The sequence below is a fragment of the Planomonospora parontospora genome (assembly GCA_014647935.1).
GTDB classification, from domain to species: Bacteria; Actinomycetota; Actinomycetes; order Streptosporangiales; family Streptosporangiaceae; genus Planomonospora; species Planomonospora parontospora.
This window is the reverse complement of record BMQD01000052.1, coordinates 1-20768: the sequence shown is the minus strand read 5'-3', so window position 1 is coordinate 20768 and position 20768 is coordinate 1. Positions and strand designations below refer to the sequence as shown.

The 20768-nt window shown below is 73.2% G+C and carries 19 protein-coding genes and 1 pseudogene; 14 read left to right on the top strand and 6 right to left on the bottom strand.

Annotated features, from left to right (window positions below; genetic code table 11):
• Nucleotides 1–193, top strand: a pseudogene (locus IEZ07_RS34330) (hypothetical protein); the annotation flags it as partial.
• A 120-nt stretch (nt 194–313) separates the two neighbouring features.
• On the opposite strand, the gene IEZ07_RS34325 reads toward IEZ07_RS34330, so the two are convergent.
• The gene (locus tag IEZ07_RS34325) at nt 314–1168 is read right to left on the bottom strand and encodes a TetR/AcrR family transcriptional regulator (protein WP_191898610.1); all 855 of its coding nucleotides are present in this window, start codon (nt 1166–1168) and stop codon (nt 314–316) included.
• Between the two features lie 191 nt (nt 1169–1359).
• Between IEZ07_RS34325 and IEZ07_RS34320 the strand changes: the two genes are divergently transcribed.
• Together IEZ07_RS34320 and IEZ07_RS34315 are read left to right on the top strand one after the other, a co-directional pair.
• Complete coding sequence (locus tag IEZ07_RS34320; protein ID WP_191898609.1) at nt 1360–2595, top strand: acyl-CoA dehydrogenase family protein; 1236 nt, start codon at nt 1360–1362, stop codon at nt 2593–2595.
• On the top strand, nt 2592–3440 hold the full coding sequence (locus tag IEZ07_RS34315; RefSeq protein WP_239321287.1) for an SDR family oxidoreductase: 849 nt from the start codon (nt 2592–2594) through the stop codon (nt 3438–3440). Before IEZ07_RS34320 ends, IEZ07_RS34315 begins: the two co-directional genes overlap by 4 nt.
• A 130-nt stretch (nt 3441–3570) precedes the next feature.
• On the opposite strand, the gene pobA is transcribed toward IEZ07_RS34315, so the two are convergent.
• Nucleotides 3571–4758 carry a 4-hydroxybenzoate 3-monooxygenase gene (gene pobA / locus IEZ07_RS34310; protein WP_191898608.1) on the bottom strand — a complete coding sequence of 396 codons (1188 nt, stop codon included), beginning with the start codon at nt 4756–4758 and terminating at the stop codon, nt 3571–3573.
• 108 nt (nt 4759–4866) lie between these two features.
• Here pobA and IEZ07_RS34305 point away from each other — a divergent pair, with 108 nt between their 5' ends.
• Both IEZ07_RS34305 and IEZ07_RS34300 read left to right on the top strand, forming a co-directional pair.
• Entirely contained in the window at nt 4867–5379 is a 513-nt protein-coding gene (locus IEZ07_RS34305) for a 2'-5' RNA ligase family protein (RefSeq protein WP_191898607.1), read from the top strand.
• Between the two features lie 63 nt (nt 5380–5442).
• Nucleotides 5443–5814 (top strand): effector-associated constant component EACC1, encoded by a 372-nt coding sequence (locus IEZ07_RS34300; RefSeq protein ID WP_191898606.1) that lies wholly within the window; start codon nt 5443–5445, stop codon nt 5812–5814.
• 42 nt (nt 5815–5856) lie between these two features.
• Here IEZ07_RS34300 and IEZ07_RS34295 read toward each other — a convergent pair whose 3' ends face one another.
• Both IEZ07_RS34295 and IEZ07_RS34290 read right to left on the bottom strand, forming a co-directional pair.
• On the bottom strand, nt 5857–6210 hold the full coding sequence (locus IEZ07_RS34295) for a hypothetical protein (protein WP_191898605.1): 354 nt from the start codon (nt 6208–6210) through the stop codon (nt 5857–5859).
• Nucleotides 6207–7523, bottom strand: a complete 1317-nt coding sequence (locus tag IEZ07_RS34290; protein WP_204054781.1) for a zinc metalloprotease — start codon at nt 7521–7523, stop codon at nt 6207–6209. Before IEZ07_RS34290 ends, IEZ07_RS34295 begins: the two co-directional genes overlap by 4 nt.
• 295 nt (nt 7524–7818) lie before the next feature.
• On the opposite strand from IEZ07_RS34290, the gene IEZ07_RS34285 reads away from it, so the two are divergent.
• The 3 genes from IEZ07_RS34285 (at nt 7819) to IEZ07_RS34275 (ending at nt 10821) form a co-directional block, all read left to right on the top strand.
• Nucleotides 7819–8169: a DUF3140 domain-containing protein gene (locus tag IEZ07_RS34285; RefSeq protein ID WP_191898604.1), complete on the top strand. Its 351-nt coding sequence runs from the start codon at nt 7819–7821 to the stop codon at nt 8167–8169.
• 442 nt (nt 8170–8611) lie between these two features.
• Nucleotides 8612–9754, top strand: a complete 1143-nt coding sequence (locus IEZ07_RS34280) for a DUF2795 domain-containing protein (protein WP_191898603.1) — start codon at nt 8612–8614, stop codon at nt 9752–9754.
• 89 nt (nt 9755–9843) lie between these two features.
• Nucleotides 9844–10821 (top strand): aldo/keto reductase, encoded by a 978-nt coding sequence (locus tag IEZ07_RS34275; RefSeq protein ID WP_068904459.1) that lies wholly within the window; start codon nt 9844–9846, stop codon nt 10819–10821.
• Nucleotides 10822–10921: 100 nt separating this feature from the next.
• On the opposite strand, the gene IEZ07_RS34270 is transcribed toward IEZ07_RS34275, so the two are convergent.
• Complete coding sequence (locus IEZ07_RS34270) at nt 10922–12271, bottom strand: erythromycin esterase family protein (RefSeq protein ID WP_191898602.1); 1350 nt, start codon at nt 12269–12271, stop codon at nt 10922–10924.
• A gap of 250 nt (nt 12272–12521) precedes the next feature.
• On the opposite strand from IEZ07_RS34270, the gene IEZ07_RS34265 reads away from it, so the two are divergent.
• Together IEZ07_RS34265 and IEZ07_RS34260 are read left to right on the top strand one after the other, a co-directional pair.
• Entirely contained in the window at nt 12522–15050 is a 2529-nt protein-coding gene (locus IEZ07_RS34265; protein WP_191898601.1) for an ATP-binding protein, read from the top strand.
• Between the two features lie 198 nt (nt 15051–15248).
• Nucleotides 15249–15590: an MmcQ/YjbR family DNA-binding protein gene (locus tag IEZ07_RS34260; RefSeq protein WP_191898600.1), complete on the top strand. Its 342-nt coding sequence runs from the start codon at nt 15249–15251 to the stop codon at nt 15588–15590.
• Nucleotides 15591–15654: 64 nt separating this feature from the next.
• On the opposite strand, the gene IEZ07_RS34255 is transcribed toward IEZ07_RS34260, so the two are convergent.
• Nucleotides 15655–16137, bottom strand: coding sequence for a flavin reductase family protein (locus IEZ07_RS34255; protein WP_239321284.1), 483 nt, complete (start codon nt 16135–16137; stop codon nt 15655–15657).
• Between the two features lie 407 nt (nt 16138–16544).
• On the opposite strand from IEZ07_RS34255, the gene IEZ07_RS34250 reads away from it, so the two are divergent.
• From IEZ07_RS34250 to IEZ07_RS34235, 4 genes are all read left to right on the top strand, one after another.
• A complete protein-coding gene (locus IEZ07_RS34250) occupies nt 16545–17762 on the top strand; it encodes an LLM class flavin-dependent oxidoreductase (protein WP_204054780.1) in 1218 nt (405 codons plus the stop codon).
• A 73-nt stretch (nt 17763–17835) separates the two neighbouring features.
• Nucleotides 17836–18291 carry an SRPBCC family protein gene (locus IEZ07_RS34245; RefSeq protein WP_191898598.1) on the top strand — a complete coding sequence of 152 codons (456 nt, stop codon included), beginning with the start codon at nt 17836–17838 and terminating at the stop codon, nt 18289–18291.
• Complete coding sequence (locus IEZ07_RS34240) at nt 18288–19712, top strand: FAD-dependent oxidoreductase (protein ID WP_191898597.1); 1425 nt, start codon at nt 18288–18290, stop codon at nt 19710–19712. The genes IEZ07_RS34245 and IEZ07_RS34240 overlap by 4 nt, the downstream gene beginning before the upstream one ends.
• Nucleotides 19709–20768, top strand: a 1060-nt coding sequence (locus IEZ07_RS34235; RefSeq protein WP_191898596.1) for a beta-ketoacyl synthase N-terminal-like domain-containing protein, incomplete at its 3' end; no start/stop codon positions are given. The genes IEZ07_RS34240 and IEZ07_RS34235, both read left to right, overlap by 4 nt.

The window sequence follows — 20768 nt, the reverse complement described above, 5'->3', positions numbered from 1 at the left end:
CGCCGGCGCGACCATGATGCTGCTGATGTGGGCCGCGGCCCTGCCCCTGGAGACCAACCCCTTCATGGACGACCACATCGTCTACGCCATCGTCCTGGTCACCCTGGCCCTCACCCGCGCCGGCGACACCCTGGGCCTGGGCGCCCGCTGGGCCGCCACCCCCCTGGTCGCGCGCCTGCCGATCCTGAAGTGACCGCCCGCCCCGCACCGGCCGCCCGTCCCGCACCGACCGCCCACGCCGAACCGACCGCCCGCCGCATCCGGCCGGCCCCGACCCAGCGCCCGCCTCCCCGGAAACCCGGGAGGCGGGCGCTCACGCGTTCCCCCGCCCTTCCCGGCGGCGCAGGCCTCCCGGACCGTCCACCGGACCGCCCGCCCCGCCGTTTCCCGGACCGCTGCTCCCCGGGCCGTTTCCCGGACCGTCCACCGGATCGTTCCCCGAGGCATCCGCCGGACCGTCTGACGCACCGTTTCCCGCTTCGTCCGCCGGACCGCCCGGCTCCGGCCGGGGGCGGGCGTCGCGTTCGGCGAGCAGCCGGGCCGTCTCGTCCGACACCTCGGTGGCCAGCACCGCCGAGACGACGTCGATCAGATGGCTGGTGAAGAGCCGGTCGTCCTTCCCTCCGGGCCCCTCGGCGCGGCGGGCCAGCTCCACGTAGGTCACCCGGATGGCCATGAACCGCTGGTGCAGCCGGCGCACGGCGACCTCGGAGAGCAGCGGGGCCACCAGCTCCCGCCAGCGGTTGATGCTCTGGCCGGGGTCGTCCTGCGCGTCGCGGAGCGCCGGCAGGCGGCTGCGGTGCACCAGCTGCTCCATGATCCGCAGATAGGACCGGCCGCCGTCGGAGTCGGCCAGCTTCGCGGCCATCGGCCGTACCAGTGCGGCCGCCAGCGTGCGGCGTGCCTCGGCGGCGGGCAGGCCGCCCCGTGCCTCGTACTCGTCGAGCAGCTGGTGGCGGCGGACCTCCACCTCGGGCTGGTGCTTGGCCAGGACCGCGGCCAGCAGTCCCGCCCGGTCCCCGAAGTGGTACTGCAGCGCGGTCGAGTTGCGCTGGCCCGCCGCGGCGTTGATCTCCCGCAGCGACACCCCCTCGATCCCCTTCTCGGCGAACAGGCGCTCTGCGGCCGCCACCAGCCGCCTGCACGTGGCCTCGGGGTTGGGCGGCATCGGTGCTCCTCCTCCTGGGGTCCATGGGTTCACCGGATCATCGCGTCCCGCACCGCCCTTGATGGCGGCGGGACCGCTCGTTAAGCTAATCATGCATGTGACTGAAAACGTCATGCAGTCGCATCAAATCGTGGCGGCGCCGCGGAGGACATCGACCAGGGCAGATCGACCAGGACAGAGGGGTCGCACGCATGGCCATCGACTTCACACTCGCTCCCGAGCACGAGGAGATCCGCCGCCGGGTGCGGGCCTTCGTGCAGGAGACCATCATCCCGGCGGTCGAGGGCTTCGACGACGAGGAGAAGGTCCTCAGCCGCGACGAGTACATCCGGACCATCTTCGGGCTGCGCGAGAAGGCGAAGGCCGAGGGGCTCTGGCTGCCGCACATGCCGAAGGAGTGGGGCGGCATGGGCCTGGGCCACGTCGAGCTGGCCATGGTGCAGTCCGAGGCGGCCAAGACCCGGCTGGGGCCGTGGGTGCTCAACTGCCAGGCGCCCGACGAGGGCAACATGCACACCCTGCTGCACTGGGCGACCGACGAGCAGAAGGAGAAGTACCTCAAGCCACTGCTCAAGGGCCACAAGATGTCGTGCTTCGCGATGACCGAGCCCGAGGTGGCCGGCTCCGACCCGACGCTGATCCGCACCCACGCCGTCAAGGACGGCGACGAGTGGGTGATCAACGGCCACAAGTGGTTCATCTCCAACGCCCGCCGGGCGGGCTTCGCCATCCTCATCGCCCGTACCGAGCTCGACATGCCCGAGGGCGCCCGCGGCGCCAACACCGCGTTCCTCGTCGACCTCCCCCAGGAGGGCTGGAACGACGTCCGCGAGGTCGAGACGATGCACGGCTCGACCGGCCACAGCGAGATCGTCATCACCGACCTGCGGGTCCCCGACGGCCAGATCCTCGGCGGGCGCGGCAACGGCCACAAGCTCGGCCAGTACCGCCTCGGCCCGGCCCGCCTGGCCCACTGCATGCGCTGGATCTCGCAGGCCGAGACGGCGCTCGACATGATGGTCGACCGGGCGCTCAACCGCTACAGCCACGGCTCGCTGCTCGCCGAGAAGCAGGGCGTCCAGTGGCTGATCGCCGACTCGGCCATGGAGCTCTACCAGTGCAAGCTCATGGTCCTGCACGCCGCCTCGAAGATCGACAAGGGCGAGGACTTCCGCACCGAGGTCTCGATGGCCAAGCACTTCGTGGCCAACAGCCTCAACCGGATCGTGGACCGGGCCATCCAGGTGCACGGCGCGCTGGGCTACTCGACCGACACCCCGCTGGCCCACATGTTCCAGCACGCCCGCTGGGCCCGCTTCGCCGACGGGGCCGACGAGATCCACCAGATGCGCATCGCCGAGCGTACGATCGCGGCGTACCGGGCCACCGGTTCGACCAACGCCGCCACGGGAGGGCTGCCGCTGTGAGCGAGACCACGCAGGACCGGTTCGGCGCGGGCGGCGGACTGCTCAGCGGGATGGGCGCCGACCCCGGCGAGCGGTCGGCGGCGGACTTCAACGAGGTCCGCGGCGACCGGCTCGGCGGGAAGGTCGCCCTGGTCACCGGCGGCGGCAACGGGATCGGCGCGGCGGTGGCCCGGCGGCTCGCCGCGAAGGGCGCCCGGATCGTGCTCGCCGACGTCGACGACGCCGCGGGCAAGGAGGTCGCCGACGAGATCGGCGGGGTCTTCACACGCTGCGACGTGACCCGGCTGGAGGACAACGAGGCGGCGGTGGCCGTCGCCGTCGAGCGGTACGGCAGGCTCGACCTCGCCTTCCTCAACGCCGGCATCTCCTCCGGCTGCGGGCTGGGCGACGACTTCGACGTCCGGCGCTACCGCCTGGCGATGGGCGTCAACCTCGACGGCGTCGTGTTCGGCGTGCACGCCGCGCTCCCCGCGCTGCGGGCCGCGGGCGGCGGGACGATCGTGGCCACCGCGAGCATGGCGGGGATCGTCGGCATCCCGCACGACCCCATCTACGCGGCCAACAAGCACGCCGTCGTGGGCCTCGTCCGCTCACTCGGCCAGGACCTGCAGCCCTCCGGCATCAAGGTGCAGGGCCTGTGCCCGTCGTTCGCCGACACCGCGATCCTGGGCGAGGGCCGGGCGGTGCTGGAGCAGCTGGGCTTCCCGATCCTGGACGTCTCCGAGGTCGTCGACACGTTCTTCCGGCTGCTGGACAGCGACGGCACGGGGGAGTGCTGGTTCGTGGTCCCGGGCCGCGAGAGCCAGCCCTTCGCCTTCCGCCGCGCCCCCGGCCCCCGGGCCTGACCCCGGCCTTCCGCCGCGGCCCGGTCCCGGAGCCTGACCCCCGGCCGACCGCCGCGCCTGGGCCCCCGGGCCCGACCGCCGCGCCCTCGCCCCCTGACCAGCCGCGCCGGGGTGCGGCGGCCGGCGTTTCTCACGGTCCTGCCGGGCCCCCGTCCTCGTACGGCAGGCCGACGTAGTTCTCCGCGAGCGTCGCCGCCGCGGCCTCCGACGACGTCACGTAGTCCAGGTGGGACAGCTGCAGGCGCCGCCCGTAGGCGTCGTCGGAGTCGAAGGTGTGCAGCAGCGTCGTCATCCACCAGGAGAAGTGCTGGGCCCGCCACACGCGCTTCAGGCAGGCCGCCGAGTAGCCGTCGAGCAGTTCGGTGGAGCCGTCGGCGTAGAAGCGGGCCAGCGCCCCGGTCAGCACCCGCACGTCCGCGACCGCCAGGTTGAGGCCCTTGGCGCCGGTGGGCGGGACGATGTGCGCGGCGTCGCCGGCCAGGTACAGCCTGCCGTACTGCATGGGCTCGGCGACGAAGCTCCGCATGGGCGTGACGCCCCTCTCGAAGATCTCGCCGGTGGCCAGGGAGAAGCCCGGCACCGTCTCCAGGCGGGTCCTCAGCTCCGCCCAGACGCGCTCGTCGGGCCAGTCGGCGAGGTCGGTGCCGGCGGGGACCTGCAGGTAGAACCGGCTGACCTCGGGCGAGCGCATGCTGTGCAGGGCGAAGCCGCGCTCGGTCCGCGCGTAGATCAGCTCCTCGGCGGAGGGCTCGACGCGGGCCAGGACGCCCAGCCAGGCGAAGGGGTACTCCCGCTCGTAGGCGGTGAGCACGCCGTCCGGGATCGACGGCCGGGTCACCCCGTGGAAGCCGTCGCAGCCGGCGATGACGTCGCAGTCCAGCCGCTCGCCGCCGCCGAAGGTGACGTACGGCCGGTCGGTGCCGATGTCGTGCACCGCCACGTCGTCCGCCTCGAAGCGGACGTCGCCGCCCGCCGCGAGCCGGGCGGCGATGAGGTCCTTGACGACCTCCTGCTGGCCGTAGACGGTGATGGCCCGGCCCGGCACCAGCCGCTCGAAGGCGATGCGGTGGCCCGCGCCGCCGTACCGCAGCTCGATGCCCCGGTGGGGGAGGCCCTCGCGCAGGAGCCGCTCGCCCACCCCCGCGGCGACGAGGGTGTCGACGGTCCCCTGCTCCAGCACGCCCGCCCGCACCCGCCTCTCCACGTACTCGCGGCTGCGGCGCTCCAGCACCACCGATGAGATCCCGCGCAGATGGAGCAGATGGGAGAGCAGGAGACCGGCGGGGCCCGCTCCGATGATCCCGACCTGAGTTCGCATGCGGTGAGCATGGTGGGCGGCGGCGCCGGCTGCCGAGGCCGGCCTTCCGCCCAGTGGAAGATCAGGGCGGAATCGCCGGTGACGATCCGGCGGCGCTAGTCTTCCGGCATGGTCGCCGCGCTGGAGCTCTACCTCGATCCGGCCGCCGAGAAGCGGATCAGGACCCTGTGGAGGGCGCTGGCCCAGGCCGGAGTCCAGTCGATGGGGGAGCTGCTGAAGGGCCGGCACCGCCCGCACGTCTCGCTGCTCAGCGCCGCCGAGCTGGACGGCCCCGGGGTGGCCGCGGCGCTGGCGGGCATGGACGCCGCCCCGCCGCTGGAGCTGCGGTTCGACTTCGTCGGGCAGTTCCTGGGCCGGGTGCTCTGGCTGGGCCCGGTCCCCACGGCGGAGCTGCTGGCCCACCACGCGGCGGTGCACGGGCGGCTCGACGCGGTGGGGATCGGCGGTTTCGACGTCTACCGGCCGGGTGGCTGGGTGCCGCACTGCACGCTGTCGATGCGGGTGCCGCACGCGGTGCTGCCCGGCGCGATCCGGCTCTGCATGGACTTCCTGCCGATCCGGGCGACCGTGACCGGCGCGGCCGTGGCCGACCACGCGAGAGATCTCTTTACCCCCCTGTGAGGAGAGCGGAGTTCACGGAACGACCTCCGCTGTCTATTTTGGGGGTGAAACGGGGGAAATGTCATGCATATCGTGGTGAACGCGGAGACGGGAAGCCGGGACCACCTGCGGGAGCTGTACGCGTGGCTGCAGGAGGAGACGGACCTGCGCGGCCGCGTGGTGATGGAGGAGCGGCCGCCCGATCCCGGGATGATGGGGCCGTCCCCCGAGGCGCTGCAGGTCCTGCTCGACGCCGGGGGCACGCTCTGCTCGACGGCCGCGACGGTGATCGCCTGGCTGCGCACCCGCACCGGAGAGGTGAGCGTCAGGCTCGCCGACGGCGACAGGGAGATCGAGGTCGGCGCCTCGGGCCTGCGGAACCTCGAGCACACGCAGGTCGACGAGATCACCGAGCAGGTCGTCCAGACCTTCCAGAAGGCCGGCAGCCGGGGATGACCCGTGGCGGTGGACCGGCCCCGCACCCGCCTGAGCCGGGGTTCACCGGGCGACGGTGAGCACGCCGTCCTCGCAGGAGAGGACGACGAGCTCGAAGGGGTCGCCCCGGCCCTCGGGGAAGGAGACCCGGACGCGGCCGGAGCCGTGGTCCCGCCACCGGCCGAGTGTCCGCCGCGGGCGGTCGTCCGGGCCGGGACGGAGCTCGGCGAACGTCCCGTCGGGCCGGAACTCCAGCCCGTCGCGCACCCGCCGGGAGGGCTGGAACGGGTGCTCGGCGGGGCGGTACACCGCCGTGCTGCCGGTGTCCTCCTCGTGGGAGTGGAGCCACGTGCCGACGATGTCGGGGGTCCCGGCCGCCGCTCCGCCGTCCGCGGGGTCCTCGCGGCGGCCGGTCATCCGCCGGGGCGGTCGCCGCCGCCGACCATGTCGATCACGGTACGGATCTCCTTCAGGACCTCGGCGGCCAGCCGCTCGCTGTCCCGCAGCAGCCGCCCCACCTCGCCGTCCGGTCCGGCGTGCCCGCCGGGTCCGCCGTGCCCGTCCGGTCCGGGCTGCGCGGGTACCGTCGCCGCGTCCGCCGCGGTGGCGCCCGTCGTGCCCGCCGTACCGGTCACACCCGGAGCGGCGGCGGGTGCGGGCCAGTGCGAAGGTCCGGGCATCGCGGCCTGCTGGGTGATCCCGCCCGGGGCGGTCCCGTCCCTGACCGGCCCGCCCGCGGCGGACGGGGAGGGAGCGGACGGGGAGGGAGCGGACGGGGACGGGGCCGTCAGGGCGCCCGAGGCGACCAGGAAGGACGCCCGGGCGCCCTCCAGGCAGGCGTCCATCCGCTTGGACTGGCCGCGGGTGAACATGAACATGGCGGCGTCGTCGGTGTAGTCCATGTAGTTGACGAACATGTCCCCGTGCGGACCATTGCCGCAGGAGACGTGCGGGAAGACGGGGGAGCCGGTGTTCGCGTCGGCCTGGTTCGGTGTGTCGGCGACCTTGTCGTCGCTGCTGCAGGCCCCGTCGTCGTCGCCCCAGATGTGGTACAGGTCCAGCCAGTGGCCGATCTCGTGCGTCGCCGTGCGTCCGCCGTCGAACGGGGGCGCGGCCGTACCGGTGGTGCCGAACGCGCTGTGCAGGATCACGACGCCGTCGGTCTGCGGGGGGCCGCCCGGGAACTGCGCGTAACCGAGCAGCCCGCCGCCCAGCTGGCAGACCCAGACGTTGAGGTACTCGTCGGTGGGCCACGGGTCGGAGCCGCCGGACGCGGACGACTTCACGGCGTCGTCGAAGCCGAACGACGTCCGGCCGGTCGGGACCCGGACGATCCCGTCCGTCGGCTCGCCCTCCGGGTCCAGCGCCGCCAGCCGGAACTCGATCCTCGCGTCCGCCACCAGCGGCCGCCACACCTCGGGAACCTTGTCCAGATCGGGATTGGCGGCGCGGAAGTCCCGGTTGAGCACGGCGATCTGGCTGTGGACCTGGTCGTCGCCGATGTTCTGCGCCGGGACGGCGGGATTGTGCACCACGTGGACGACGACCGGGATGGTGACCACGTCGGTGCGGGCCGGGGAGCGCCGTCCCCGTTCGTACTGGAGCGCCCGGTTCTCGATCACCGCGCGCCGGGACCGGTAGGTCGTGCTCTCGTTGAGCAGCCTCCGGTGCACGAGCATGGTGCCGCACAGGTCGCGTGTCGGCGGCTGGGAGAGGTCGGATTCGGTCACGGCACGTCCTTCTTCCGGATGCGAACCGGTGTCTGCTCAGGTCGTACCGCACCCGGCCCGGCTTCACGCCCGCAGCGCGGCAGATCTTCCCCGGATGGGGATTCTTGCCCGCTGCCGTTGCCGTTGCTCGTGGTCCGCGGCGTGTGGCCCTCGTTCCGCGGCGTGTGGTCCGCGGCGCGCGGGAGGGACCGGCGAATGCCGCGGGCCGGCGATGGTCGAGGTCCCGGTGGGTACGGTCACCGTTGCGCCGGACCCGGATCGCACACCGCCGGGACGGCAGGACAGGAGGATCATCATGACCGACCGTTCAGACCCGGAGCGCGACCACCTGTGGGAGGAGTTCCACCGGTCCGTGAACATGACCTCGGAGGAGCTGCGGGCCTTCCTGATGGCGTCCGCCTCCGGAGAGGACGCCCTTCCCGCGGACGCGGAGCAGGCCATGCCGGAACTCGGCCGCGGGGTGCTCACCGTCCTCGCCAAGCGCAAGGTCGATCTCACCCCTGACGACCTCGACACGATGCGCAGGGTCGTCGAGCTCGTGGGGAGCCTGAAGGCAGGCGCCTCCGCGGCCGAGGACGACGAGCGGCGGCGTGTCCTGATGGAGGTCGGCCACGATCCGCTCAAGCCTTCGAGGACCGAGGACTGAGCCGGGCCGGACCGCGGCGGGGAGGCTCCGGTTCGGCCCGGGACCGGCCGGTTCCGGGGGCGGCCGGATCCTCGGCGCGGGAGGCCGGTCGACGGGGGTTTCCCGTCTTCTCCGGCCGGGTAAATGGCGGCTTGCGACCGTCTCGCGCCGGAGGGAGGCCTCCGGCGGCAAGCCTGCCGGGCGGCTGCGCACGGCAGGCCGGTCGCGCCAACGCCGCGCCCTCCCCGACCCGGGGAGACGGACGCGCGGCCCTCCGACCGGCCGGGCGCGGGCGAGAACCCCCCGGCCCGGGCACCGATCGGATGTGAGCACCCTGTCCTGTGATGACCCGTCGGCCTGTGAAGATCCGCCGGTCCGTGATGACCCGTTGGCTTGTGATGACCCGTCGGTCTGCGCGTGCCCGGCGCGGTGGGAGGACGCCACGGCCGGGACCGGCCGGCCGGTGGCCGGACGCGTGACGGTGGTGGTCGCCAGCCGGGACCGCCGCGGTGATCTCGAACGGTCCCTGGCGCGCCACGAGTGCCCCGTGATCCTCGTCGACAACGGTTCGGCCGACGGCAGCCCGGCCTTCGTGCGACGGCGCTTCCCCCGTGTCCGGGTGATCGAGCTGGGACGGAACCTCGGCGCGCAGGCCCGCAACGTCGGCGCGCGGCACGCCTCGACCCCCTACGTCGCCTTCGCCGACGACGATTCCTGGTGGGCCCCCGGCGCGCTGGAGCGTGCCGCGGACGTGCTGGACGCCCATCCCCGCCTGGCGGTGCTGGCCGGACGGATGCTGGTGGGCCCGGAGGAGCGGCCGGACCCGATCTGCGCGGAGATGGCCGGTTCCCCGCTCGGGACGGAACCGGACCTTCCCGGCCCGAGCGTCCTCGGGTTCATGGCGTGCGGAGCGGTGGTGCGGCGGGAGGCGTACCTGGCGGCCGGAGGCTTCGACGGCGTCGTCTTCTTCTACGGGGAGGAGGAGCGGCTGGCGGTGGACCTGGCGGCGGCCGGCTGGGGACTGTCCTACGTCGAGGACGTCGTCGCCCACCACCACCCGTCACCCTCGCGGGATCCGCAGGGCAGGCGGGTCCTGGCGGTGCGCAACGCGCTGCTCACCGCGGTGCTGAGGCGGCCGTGGCCGGTGGTGGCCCGCAGCGCGCTCACCGCCGCGTGCGGCGGGGCGGAGGGACGGCGGGGGCTGTGGCACGCCGCTCGGCGGCTGCCCCGGGCGCTGGCGGGCCGCCGGGTGCTCCCGCCCCGGATCGAGGCGGCGCGGCGGCTGCTGGAGACGGGTCCCCGGACCCCGGGTCCGGGGCTCCTCTCGGTCCTCCGGCGGATGAGTGATCAGCCATCACTCCGGGTAGTCGGCCCCTGGCAGGGAATGAACCCGGGGGAAGAGAGTCCGATGACCGGCACACCGAATCCGATCGAACTGCAGAAGCACCTCTCGGGCGTCGACTACCCGGCCAGCCGCGACGACCTGGTGCGGGCGGCCCGGGAGCACGGGGCCGACGACGAGATGATCAAGGCGCTGCGGGAGGTCCCGGACAGGGAGTACGACGGGCCCAACGCCGTCAGCAAGGCCGTCGCCGGGCGGAGCTGACGGTCCGCTCCGCGGGCCCGCCCGTCCGCCGGGCCGTTCCGGCGGGTCCCTGCCCGGCCGGGGCGCGCCGTACGGCTACGATCGGGCACGTGGAACAGCGCATTCTAGGAAAAACCGGTAGAAACATCGGAGTCGTCGGACTCGGGGCCTGGCAGCTGGGCGCCGACTGGGGTGAGGTGGGCGAGGACGAGGCGCTGGCCACCCTGGAGGCCGCGGTGGACTCCGGGGTGAACTTCATCGACACGGCCGACGTCTACGGCGACGGCCGCAGCGAGCAGATCGTCGGACGCCTGCTCAAGGACCGGCCCGGGCTGACCGTGGCGACCAAGATGGGCCGGCGCGTCGCCCAGGAGCCGTCGGCCTACACCCTGGACAACTTCCGCGCCTGGACCGACCGGTCCCGCGCGAACCTCGGCGTGGACACCCTCGACCTGGTGCAGCTGCACTGCCCGCCCACGCCGGTCTACTCCTCCGGCGCCGTCTTCGACGCCCTGGACACCCTGGTGGAGGAGGGGCGCACCGCCGCCTACGGGGTGAGCGTGGAGACCTGCGAAGAGGCGCTGACCGCGATCGCGCGGCCGGGCGTGGCCACCGTGCAGATCATCCTCAACGCCTTCCGGCTCAAGCCCCTGGAGCGGGTGCTCCCGGCCGCGGCGGAGGCCGGGGTCGGCATCATCGCCCGGGTCCCGCTCGCCAGCGGCCTGCTGTCGGGCAAGTACGACGAGTCCACCGTCTTCGCCCCCGACGACCACCGCAGCTTCAACCGGCACGGTGAGGCGTTCGACGTCGGCGAGACCTTCTCCGGCGTCGACTACGCCACCGGCCTGGAGGCGGTGCGCCGCCTGAGCCCGCTCGTCCCGGAGCGGATGACCACGGCGCAGTTCGCGCTGCGCTGGATCATCGACCAGCCCGGTGTCTCCGTAGTCATCCCCGGCGCCCGCAACCCCGGTCAGGCCCGCGCCAACGCGGCGGCCGCCGAGGCGCCCCCGCTGCCCGCGGACACCCTGCAGCGGGTGCGGGAGGTCTACGACGAGCTGATCCGGCCCCAGGTCCACCACCGCTGGTGATCCGGCGGGCGCACGGGGCGGTGGTCGGCAGCGCCGTGGTTCGCGGGGCGGTGGTTCGCGGGATGGCGGTTCGCGGAGCCGTGGTTCACAGGATCGCGGCTCACAGCGCCGTGGGGAACGTCTCGGGCTCCGCCTCGCCGGGCGGCTCGCCGTGCAGGGGGCGCAGGGCGCTCGTCCGGTCCAGCCAGAGGAACGCGTCGTAGCGGCGGCCGGGGACCGTCCGGACGTAGTTGCGCAGGTGGTCGCGCTCCGGGTGGTAGACCACGCCGATGGCCCGGTGACCCATCGGCCGGTCGTACCACCCGGGCCGGTCGCCGGGCGGCGGCACGACGAACAGCGCGCCCTCCGGTTCGGCCTCGTGCAGCAGCGACTCCAGAGACGTCGGCCGGGCGGGCGGGACCGGCATGACCTCGGCCGGCGCGCCCCACTCGTCGCCCGCGACCACCGTGCCCCGGTGCGTCCCGAAACCGACCAGCACCACCGCACCGCCGTCGCCGTCGGAACCGCCACCGCCACCGCCACCGCCGTTCCCGCCGTGCCGCTCCCGGACCAGCTGCCCGAGGTTGGTCATCCCGGCCGCCGCCATGTCGGTGGCGCGGGCGTCGCCGACATGGGTGTTGTGGGCCCAGACGACCGCCTTCGCGCCGTCCCCGTAGAACCCGGTCAGCCGGTCGAGGGTGTCGGCCATGTGGACGTCGCGGACGTTCCACGACTCGGCCCCGCCCCGCAGCATGGCGCGGTAGTACTCCTCGGCCCCGGCCACCACCTCGGCGTTCTGCCGGGCGGCGAAACCCGCCTCGTCGTCCGGCGCGGACTGCCTGACCGCCGTCAGCAGGCCGACGGCCGCCTCCTCGCAGGACTCCGGGAGCAGGCGCAGCGCGAGGCCGTACTGCTGCGGGTCGTGCCCGCGGGCCTCGAAGCAGTGCAGCGCACGCAGCACCGCGTCGGCCTGCTCGGGCAGGTGGCGGAGGGCGTAGCCGCGCACGGCCCGCAGCGAGTCCCACAGGCTGTAGACGTCCAGGCCGTGGAAGCCGCAGCGCGCCCGGGTCGGCAGGGAGTCGTTCCAGTCGCGCAGCCACCGGCAGAAATCCGCGACCTCCTCGTTGGCCCACATGAACGAGGGCCAGCGGGCGAAGCCGTACACGGCCTCGCCTGGAGACTCGTCGCCGATGCCGGTGACCGCCCGGTGGATCCGGTGGCAGTCGGGCCAGTCGCCCTCGACGCCGACGAACCGGAAGTCCTTCTCGGTGATCAGCCGCCGGGTGAGCGCGGCCCGCCAGGCGTAGAAGTCGTGCGTGCCGTGGCTCGCCTCGCCGATCAGGACGTACCGGGCGTCGCCGATGCGTTCCAGCAGCGGGTCGAGGTCCTCGGGTACGGCCAGCGGCAGCGCCGACCGCCTGATCTCGTCATGGTCGCCCGAACGGGACACGGGCGCCTCTCGCTGAACCATGGCGGAGCCGTACCCGCGATACACCGGCTCGATTCTGTATGCAGGAAGAAAAAGTCGTATATGCCCGCATTGTCATAGTCTGGTGGGAAAGATGGGTCTATGGCCTCTGTTTCGGCCGCAGTCGCGGATCGGGCCGATCGGACGCAGGGACCTGAGGGGGAGAGACGGGGCGGTGGAGGCAGCACAGCGCGTTGGCGACGCACGGCGGTCGCGGACCGAGAACCCGTCCGGTGCGTCCTCCGTGCCCTCCGTGCCCTCCGTGCCCGGCGCCGCCCTGCTGGATCGGCTGACCCACCTGGCCGCCCGGCTGCTGGAGACGCCGGCCGCGCTGGTCGCCCTCACCGGCCACGGCAGGCAGGTGGTGGTCGGTGCGTCCGGACCGGCCGGACGGCGGCCGGGACCGCCTCTGCCCGCCTCGTTGTGCGAGCGCGTCGCGGCCGGTGACGGCCCGCTGGTGGTCTCCGACACGAGGACCGACGAGCGGCTGCGCCGCGACCGGGTCATCGGCGGGCTGGAGGCGGCCGCCTGCGCCGCGTTCCCGTTGCACGGACCCGGCGGCGAGACGCTCGGCGCGCTGTGCGCGATCGACACCGAGCCCCACCGGTGGAGCCGCGCGCAGTTGGAGCTGGCCGGTGACCTCGCCCGGACGGTGGAGGAGGAGCTCTCCGCGCTGCGGGTGGGCGGAGGCCGGCCGGAGGAGGGGCAGACCTTCCTGCAGGCGCTGCTGGACAGCCTGGACACGGGGGTGGCGGCCTGCGACCGCGACGGCAGGGTCGTCCTGGTCAACAGGGTGCTGCGGGAGAGCCGGCCGCCCCTGGTGGGGGTGCACGTCGACGACCTGGCCGAGCTCTACGGCATGTTCGCGCCGGACGGACGGACCCCGCTGCGGCCGGAGGAGGTGCCGCTGGCGCGGGCGTTCGCCGGCGAGCGGGTCGACGGCCAGGAGGTGGTGGTGCGGACGGGCGACTGCGGCCCGTGCCGGACCGTCGTCAACGGCCGCCCGATCGAGACCGCGGACGGGCGCCGCCTGGGAGCGGTGGTCGCCGTCCGCGACGTCACCGACCAGTACCGGGCCCAGGCGCTGCACCGGACCCAGCACGCCGTGGCCCAGGTGCTGATCGACGCCTCCTCCAGCGAGGAGGCGGCCACCGGCGTGGTGGCCGCGGTCACCGACGCCCTCGGCTGGACCTGCGGGGAGTACTGGCAGGTGGATCCCGGAGAGGAGGGCCTGACCCGCATCGGCCTGTGGAACCGTCCGGGACGCGACCTCCAGGACTTCACCGCCGGATCCCGGCTGAGGCTCCAGCGCGGGCGGGGACTGCTCGGCCGGGTGTGGGAGACCGGCCGCGAGCTGTGGATCTGCGATCTGTCCCGGGACCCCCGTGACTTCCTCCGCAGGGAGGAAGCCCTGCGGGCGGGGCTGCGCGCCGCCGTCGCGCTCCCGGTGCGCAGCGGCCGGCAGGTGCTGGGCGTGCTGGTCTTCGCCAGCGACACCGTCCAGGAGCGGGACGACGAGCTGATCGCGCTGCTCGACGGGGTCTGCGCCCACGTGGGCCGGTACATGGAGCGCCTCCGCGCCGAGGAGCTGGCCCTGGCGCTGGCCGCCAGCCGCCGCCGGTTCGAGCAGATCGTCACCCACGTCAACGACGACGTCTGGACCGCCGAGATCACCCCCGACGGCAGGGCGCGTCCGGTGTACGTCAGCACCTCCGGAGCCGGGATCCTCGGCGAGCGGGTGCCGCCCGAGGGAGGGAACGGCGGGGACGGCGGGGACGGCGGGGACGGCGGGGACGGTGGGGACATGGTCGCCATCGTCGGCCGCTACGTGCACCCCGACGACCGGCCGGTCTTCACCGCCTTCTGCGAGCGGCTCATCTCCGGCAGCCCGGCGGAGGCCGAGTTCCGCCTCGCCGGGCTGGACGGGGTGACCCGCTGGGCCTGGATCCGGGCGCTGCCCCGCCGCGAGGGCGACCGGTTGTTCGTCGACGGCATCTCCACCGATGTGACCGAGCGCCACCGGATGGCCGAGGAGCGCGAACGGCTGCTGGCGGAGGAGCAGCGGCAGGTGCGCCGCCTGCGGGAGCTGGACCGGATGAAGGACGAGCTGGTGGCGCTGGTCAGCCACGAGCTGCGCAGCCCGATCGGCGCCATCCGCGGTTACGCCGAGATGCTGCTGGACGACCCGGACCTGGGCGGCGAGCAGCGCGCCTTCGCCGACGTGATCGACCGCAAGAGCGCCGACCTGCAGCGGCTGGTCGACGATCTGCTGGACCTGGCCCGTCTGGACGCCGGGCGCATCGCCATCGACCCCCGCCCGGTCTCGCTGACCCGGCTGCTGAACCAGAGCGTCGAGGACCACCGGCCGGCGGCCGCGGCCAAACGGCTGACCGTCCGGGTCGACCTGGACCGACACCTGCGCGTGCACGCCGACCCGGCCCGGCTCCGCCAGGTGGTGGACAACCTGCTGTCCAACGCGGTCAAGTACACCCCCGCGGGGGGCGCCGTCACCGTCGCCGCCCGCCGCGAGGGGGGCGAGGTGACCGTCACGGTGGCGGACACCGGCATCGGAATCCCCTCCGAGCAGTATCCGCAGCTGTTCGGCCGGTTCTTCCGCGCCTCCACCGCCAAGGATGCCGGGATCAAGGGCACCGGCCTGGGACTGGCCATCATCCGGGCGATCGTCGAGGCGCACGGCGGGACCGTGACGGCGGCGCCGCGGGAGGGCGGCGGCACCGTCTTCACGGTCCGCCTGCCTGCGGAACCGCCGCAGGAGGAGTGACCCGGCCGCTGTCCGCCCGCGGAGCGGCCGCAAGGGACCGACCGGGCCACCCGTCTGTCCGCGGAGTGACCGCAGGGGACCGACCCGGCCGCCTGCCCGCGGAGCCGCCGGGCGACCGCGCCCGGGGCCGGACCGTTCCCCGGCGGGGTCCTGCGGACGCGGTACATGCGATCATGGAACGTGTCTGATTTCGATCGTGTGCGTGACATCGCTCTGGAGCTGCCCGAGGTCGAGGAGTCCGTGTCCTGGGGCACGCCCTCGCTGAAGGTCCGGGGCCGGCTCTTCCTGCGCCGCCACGAGGACCCCGAACTCACGGTGGTCAAGGTCTCCCCGGAGGAGCGGAAGGCGCTTACCGAGGCGCGCCCCGAGGTCTTCCTCGTCACCCCGCACTACGAGAACCACCGGTACATGCTGGTGCGTACGGCGGAGCTGGCGGAGGAGGAACTGCGCGAGCTGGTCGCCGAGGCCTGGCGGTTGAGCGCCCCGCAGCGGCTGGTGAAGGCCTTCGACGGGGACGGGGACGGGGGCGCGGACGCCTGAGGGGACCCCGGCGCCGGACCGGCGCCCGTCCCCGCCGGGCCGACCGCCCGGCGGGGACGACGGGTCACCCGGGGGTGTGGAAACCCCGCCGGTACCAGAGCAGGGCCTTGCCCGGACCGCCGGAGCGGATCTCGGCCAGCGCCCCCACCAGCAGATCGTGGTCGCCGATCGGGACGGTGCCCCACCGCGCGCACCGGAAGGACGCGTGCGCGTCCGGCAGGTACGGCAGGCGGGCCCCCGGCCAGACGGCGAAATCGCTGTCGGCGAACCGGTCGACGCCGTGGGCGGCGAACTTCAGCGCCAGGTCGCGGTGCTGGTCGCCCAGCACGTTGATGACGAACTCGGAGGACGAGACGAGCGCCTCGTGGCAGCTGGACGTCCTGGACAGGCCGACCAGCACGAGCGGGGGGGACAGCGAACCGGAGGTCACCGAACTGGCGGTGAACCCCCAGCGGCGGCCCTCGCGGTCGATGGTGGTGACGATGGTGATGGGGCCGGCGATCAGCGTCATCGCGTCGCGGAACTGTTGAGCGTCGACCAGGGACACAGGGCTAGGCGCCGATAACGTCACGGATCGGGCCTTTCATCGGGTCGGTGCTTCAGCCGGCGGCACGGCCCATCGGACAGCGCCGGTAGCGCGGCTTATCGGACAAACCGAGTTTCGGAGCGGGGAAGCGGCGGGAAGAACCCCTGCCCGCCCCCTCATGTCCCCGCCGGACGGGTACGGCGGGTCCCGCCGGCCGTTTCCGGACGCGCGATCGCGCGTCCGGAACCCCTAGGCGTCCCCGGTCCGCCCCCTAGGATTCGCGGCCCCATTCCTATGTTCCGCGGTCACTCTTGCGTGGCCGATCGGCGGGCTCGAATACTCACTAAGGCATCATTCCGGGAATTTGCTGATAATTACGGCAACAATGGGGAGCGAGCATGCGTTTCGGACTTCTCTACCATCTTCAAGTGCCTCGGCCCTGGACCGAGGAGAGCGAGGAGCGGGTGCTGCGCGAGGCCCTGGAGCAGGTCGAACTGGCCGACCGGCTGGGCTTCGACTACGTCTGGGCCACCGAGCACCACTTCCTGGACGAGTACTCCCACTCCTCCGCGCCCGAGGTCTTCCTCGCCGCCGCCGCGGCGAGGACGGAGAACATCCGGCTCGCCCACGGCATCGTCACCCTGCCCCCCTCGGTGAACCACCCGGCGCGGGTCGCCGAGCGCCTCGCGACCCTCGACCTGATCTCCGGCGGCCGCGTCGACTTCGGCTCCGGCCAGGGCAGCACCCAGCACGAACTGGGCGCCTTCGGGATCGACCGGGCGACCAAACGCGAGCAGTGGCGCGAGGCGATCGAGGTCGTCGCCCGCATGCTCACCGAGGTGCCCTTCACCGGTCACCAGGGCGAGTGGGTCAGCATGCCGCCCCGCAACGTGGTCCCGAAGCCCAAGCAGAAGCCGCACCCGCCGCTCTGGGTGGCGTGCAGCTCGCCCGAGACCATCGCGGCCGCCGCGCGCTACGGAATGGGAGCGCTCTCCCTGGCCTTCGTCACGGTGGAGGAGGCCCGGGAATGGGCGGAGTCCTATTACCGGATCCTCGCCTCCGAGGAATGCGTTCCGCTCGGTAAGGCGGTCAACCCGAACTTCTCCGTCGTCACGCCTTTCATGTGCCATTCCGACGAGGAAATCGCCCTCGACCGGGGTCTCGACGGCGCGTATTCGCTCTTCTACGGATTCATGCACTATTACGTCAACGGTCAGCACCGGCCGGGGACCACGGACCTCGCCGCGGGGTTCGAGCAGGCGCGCGAGATGATCGGCCTGACCAGGAACCCGCCGGCCGGCATGGACCCGACGCTGAAGGCGCGGATCGACTCGCTCCGCCGGGGGATCGGGACGCCCGAGCAGCTGGCCGAGATGATCCGCTCCTACGAGGAAGCCGGCGTCGACCAGATCATCTTCCAGACGCAGATCGGCAGCACGCGGCACGAGCACATCTGCGAGGCACTGGAGCTCTTCGCCGCCGAGGTCATGCCGGAGTTCGCCGAACGGCGCGTGGAGAGCGAGGCCGTCAAGAGCGAGCGGCTCGCCGTACCGATCAAGGAGGCGCTGGAGCGGATCGAGCCGAACACCGCGGACGTCTCCGACTACGTGATCAGGACCGACATGGAGTCGTTCCCCCAGTCGTGACCCACCCCCTTCCGCCTCGATGCCGCAGGTGTTGAGGCTCCCGTCCTCACACCCCTGGAGCCTGGAGGTTCCGATGTTGTTGGCGTTTCGCGAATCGGCCACGATCAGCGGCGACCTGGCGTCGATCTGGCACACCTCGACCGACGCCGGATCCTGGTCCGAGTGGGACCCGCACCTGCTCGACTGCGGGTTCGACGGCCCGTTCGCCCCGGGCTCCAAAGGCTGGACCCGGCTGGAGGGCACTCCCAGCAAGGCCAGGGGTCCGTTCACGGTGACGGCCGTGGACCCCGAGCGGTCCTTCTCCACCGAGTCGCCGATGCCCTTCGGGAAGATGTGCATCGACTACGGGTTCGAGCCGGCCGGCTCCGGCCGGGTCGAGGTCAGCAGGGACGTCAGGCTGCACGGCGCGTTCGGCCCGGTGTTCCGGCTGTTCTGGATGAAGTCGATGCGGCGCGACATGCACCACACCTTCGCCGCCCTCGAGCGGGAGGCCCGGCGCCGCGCCGCGGAGACGGGCAGCAGCCGATGACCAGGGCAGTGGTGCTCGGCGGCGGCATGGCCGGCATGCTCGCCGCGTCGGTGCTGGCCCAGTACGCGGACGAGGTCGTGGTCATCGAGGCCGACCGGTTCCCCGACGGCCCCCAGCCCCGGCGGGGAGTCCCCCAGGCGCAGCAGAACCACATGCTGATGGGCGGCGGAGCCGACGCGCTCGACCGGCTGCTGCCCGGGACCACGGCGGCGCTGTACGCCCGCGGCGCCCACCACCGGAAGATCGGGCAGTTGCTCACGCTCTCGGCCCAGGGCTGGTTCCGGCGGCTGCACAGCGACGCCTATGTGATCAACTGCAGCCGTCCCCTGGTGGACCACGTCGTCCGCGGGCAGGCGCTGCGCGAGGGGACGATCGAGGTCATCGAGTCCGCCAAGGTGACGGGGCTGACCGGCGACGCCGGCCGGGTGACCGGTGTCCGCGCCGAACCCGATCGGACGATCACCGCCGACCTCGTGGTGGACGCCACGGGCAGCCGCTCCAAGGCCCCGCAGTGGCTCGCGGAGCTGGGGCTCCCCCCGGTCGAGGAGGAGTTCGTCGACGCCGGGCTCACCTACGCCGGACGGTTCTACGAGATCCCCGAGGGCACCCGCGACGACTTCCCCGGGATCCTCATCCAGACCGAGCCCGGCACCGGCCGGCCCGGCAGGGGCGCCGCGCTGATGCTCCAGGAGGACCGCCGGTGGATCGTCTGCCTGATGGGGACGCGCGGCGGCACCCCGCCGAACGACGAGGACGGGTTCCTGGAGTTCGCGCGCGGGCTGCGGCACCCGATAGTCGCCGACCTCCTGTCCGCCGCGCGCCCGCTCACCCCGATCAGGTCGTCGCGGGCGCTGGCGAACCGGCGCAGGTACTTCGACCGCCTCCCGGTGCCGGAGGGTTTCCTCGCCATCGGCGACGCGGCGCTGGTGCTGAGCCCGAACTACGCCACGGGCATGTCCATGGCGGCCTTCGGCGCCGAGGCGCTGCGCGACGGGCTGGAGAACGGAGGACTGCGGCCCGGCCTGTCGCGGACGGTGCAGGCCGCCGTGGCCAAGGCCGGTGAGTGGTCGTGGCAGATGGCCACCGGCAACGACCGCTGGTTCCCCGGAGCCGAGACGAACATCCGGTCCAGACGCCTGCTGGGTCTGGACCTCGGCGGCCTGCTCGGCCCGCTGCAGCGAGGGTTCAGCACCCGCTGGGCCCGTACCGCCGCGGACAACCTCCAAGTGGCCGAGGCCACCTACGCTGTGACCGCGCTCAGCGCTCCGCCCGAGCAGATGATGACGCCCGGCCTGATGTGGGCGGTCATGCGCGGTCCGCGCAACGTCCCGCTCACCGCCGAGCAGGCGATCGCGCAGTACCCCGAGTTCGGCGACCTGCTCACGGCGGGCGCGATACAGGCGAGGGACGGCCGTCAGTGACCGAAGAAGAGGAAAGGCTCCTCAAGTACCTCAAGCGCACCCTCGCGGACCTCAGGGAGGCCCGCCGGTGCCTCGACGAGGCCGCGCGCAAGCCGGACGACGAGGCCATCGCGATCGTGGGGATGGCGTGCCGGTATCCGGGCGGGGTGGAGTCGCCGGAGGATCTGTGGCGGCTGGTCGCCGGGGGGACGGACGCGGTGTCCGGATTCCCGGAGGACCGCGGCTGGGACCTTGGGAGCCTGTTCGACCCCGAGCCGGGCAAGCCCGGGAAGAGCATCGCCCGCGAGGGCGGCTTCCTGTACGGCGCGGCGGAGTTCGACGCGGACTTCTTCGGGATCAGCCCGAACGAGGCGCTGGCGACGGACCCGCAGCAGCGGCTGCTGCTGGAGACGTCGTGGGAGGCGATCGAGCGGGCGGGCATCGATCCGGCGTCGTTGAAGGGCAGCCGGACCGGGGTGTTCGCCGGGGTGATGTACCACGACTACGGCCTCGGCGTGGAGGCCGGCGCCAGCAGCGCGGGCAGCCTGGTGTCCGGCCGGGTGTCCTACACGCTGGGCCTGGAGGGGCCGTCGGTGTCGGTGGACACGGCGTGCTCGTCGTCGCTGGTGGCGCTGCACCTGGCCTGCCAGTCGCTGGGGCGCGGGGACTGCACTCTGGCCCTGGCCGGTGGGGTCACCGTCATGGGCATGCCGGAGATGTTCGTCTACTTCAGTAACCAGCGTGGGCTGGCGGCCGACGGCCGGTGCAAGTCCTTCTCGGCCGGCGCCGACGGCATGGGCTGCTCGGAGGGCGCGGGCGTCCTCCTGCTGGAGCGGTTGTCGGACGCGCGCCGCAAGGGCCACCCGGTCCTGGCCGTGGTCAAGGGATCGGCGATCAACCAGGACGGGGCCTCGAGCGGTTTCACCGCGCCGAACGGCCCTTCCCAGCAGCGGGTGATCAAGCAGGCGCTCGCCAGCGCCCGCCTGTCGCCGCAGGACGTGGACGTGGTGGAGGGTCACGGCACGGGCACGACGCTCGGTGACCCGATCGAGGCGCAGGCGGTGATCGCCGCCTACG

Coding starts and splice junctions, on each gene's coding strand:
- IEZ07_RS34270 (WP_191898602.1), bottom strand. CDS start 12,271: ATGGTTCAGCGAGAGGCGCCCGTGTCCCGTTCGGGCGACCATGACGAG.
- IEZ07_RS34325 (WP_191898610.1), bottom strand. CDS start 1,168: ATGCCGCCCAACCCCGAGGCCACGTGCAGGCGGCTGGTGGCGGCCGCA.
- IEZ07_RS34295 (WP_191898605.1), bottom strand. CDS start 6,210: ATGACCGGCCGCCGCGAGGACCCCGCGGACGGCGGAGCGGCGGCCGGG.
- IEZ07_RS34305 (WP_191898607.1), top strand. CDS start 4,867: ATGGTCGCCGCGCTGGAGCTCTACCTCGATCCGGCCGCCGAGAAGCGG.
- IEZ07_RS34245 (WP_191898598.1), top strand. CDS start 17,836: ATGTTGTTGGCGTTTCGCGAATCGGCCACGATCAGCGGCGACCTGGCG.
- IEZ07_RS34240 (WP_191898597.1), top strand. CDS start 18,288: ATGACCAGGGCAGTGGTGCTCGGCGGCGGCATGGCCGGCATGCTCGCC.
- IEZ07_RS34285 (WP_191898604.1), top strand. CDS start 7,819: ATGACCGACCGTTCAGACCCGGAGCGCGACCACCTGTGGGAGGAGTTC.
- pobA (WP_191898608.1), bottom strand. CDS start 4,758: ATGCGAACTCAGGTCGGGATCATCGGAGCGGGCCCCGCCGGTCTCCTG.
- IEZ07_RS34320 (WP_191898609.1), top strand. CDS start 1,360: ATGGCCATCGACTTCACACTCGCTCCCGAGCACGAGGAGATCCGCCGC.
- IEZ07_RS34300 (WP_191898606.1), top strand. CDS start 5,443: ATGCATATCGTGGTGAACGCGGAGACGGGAAGCCGGGACCACCTGCGG.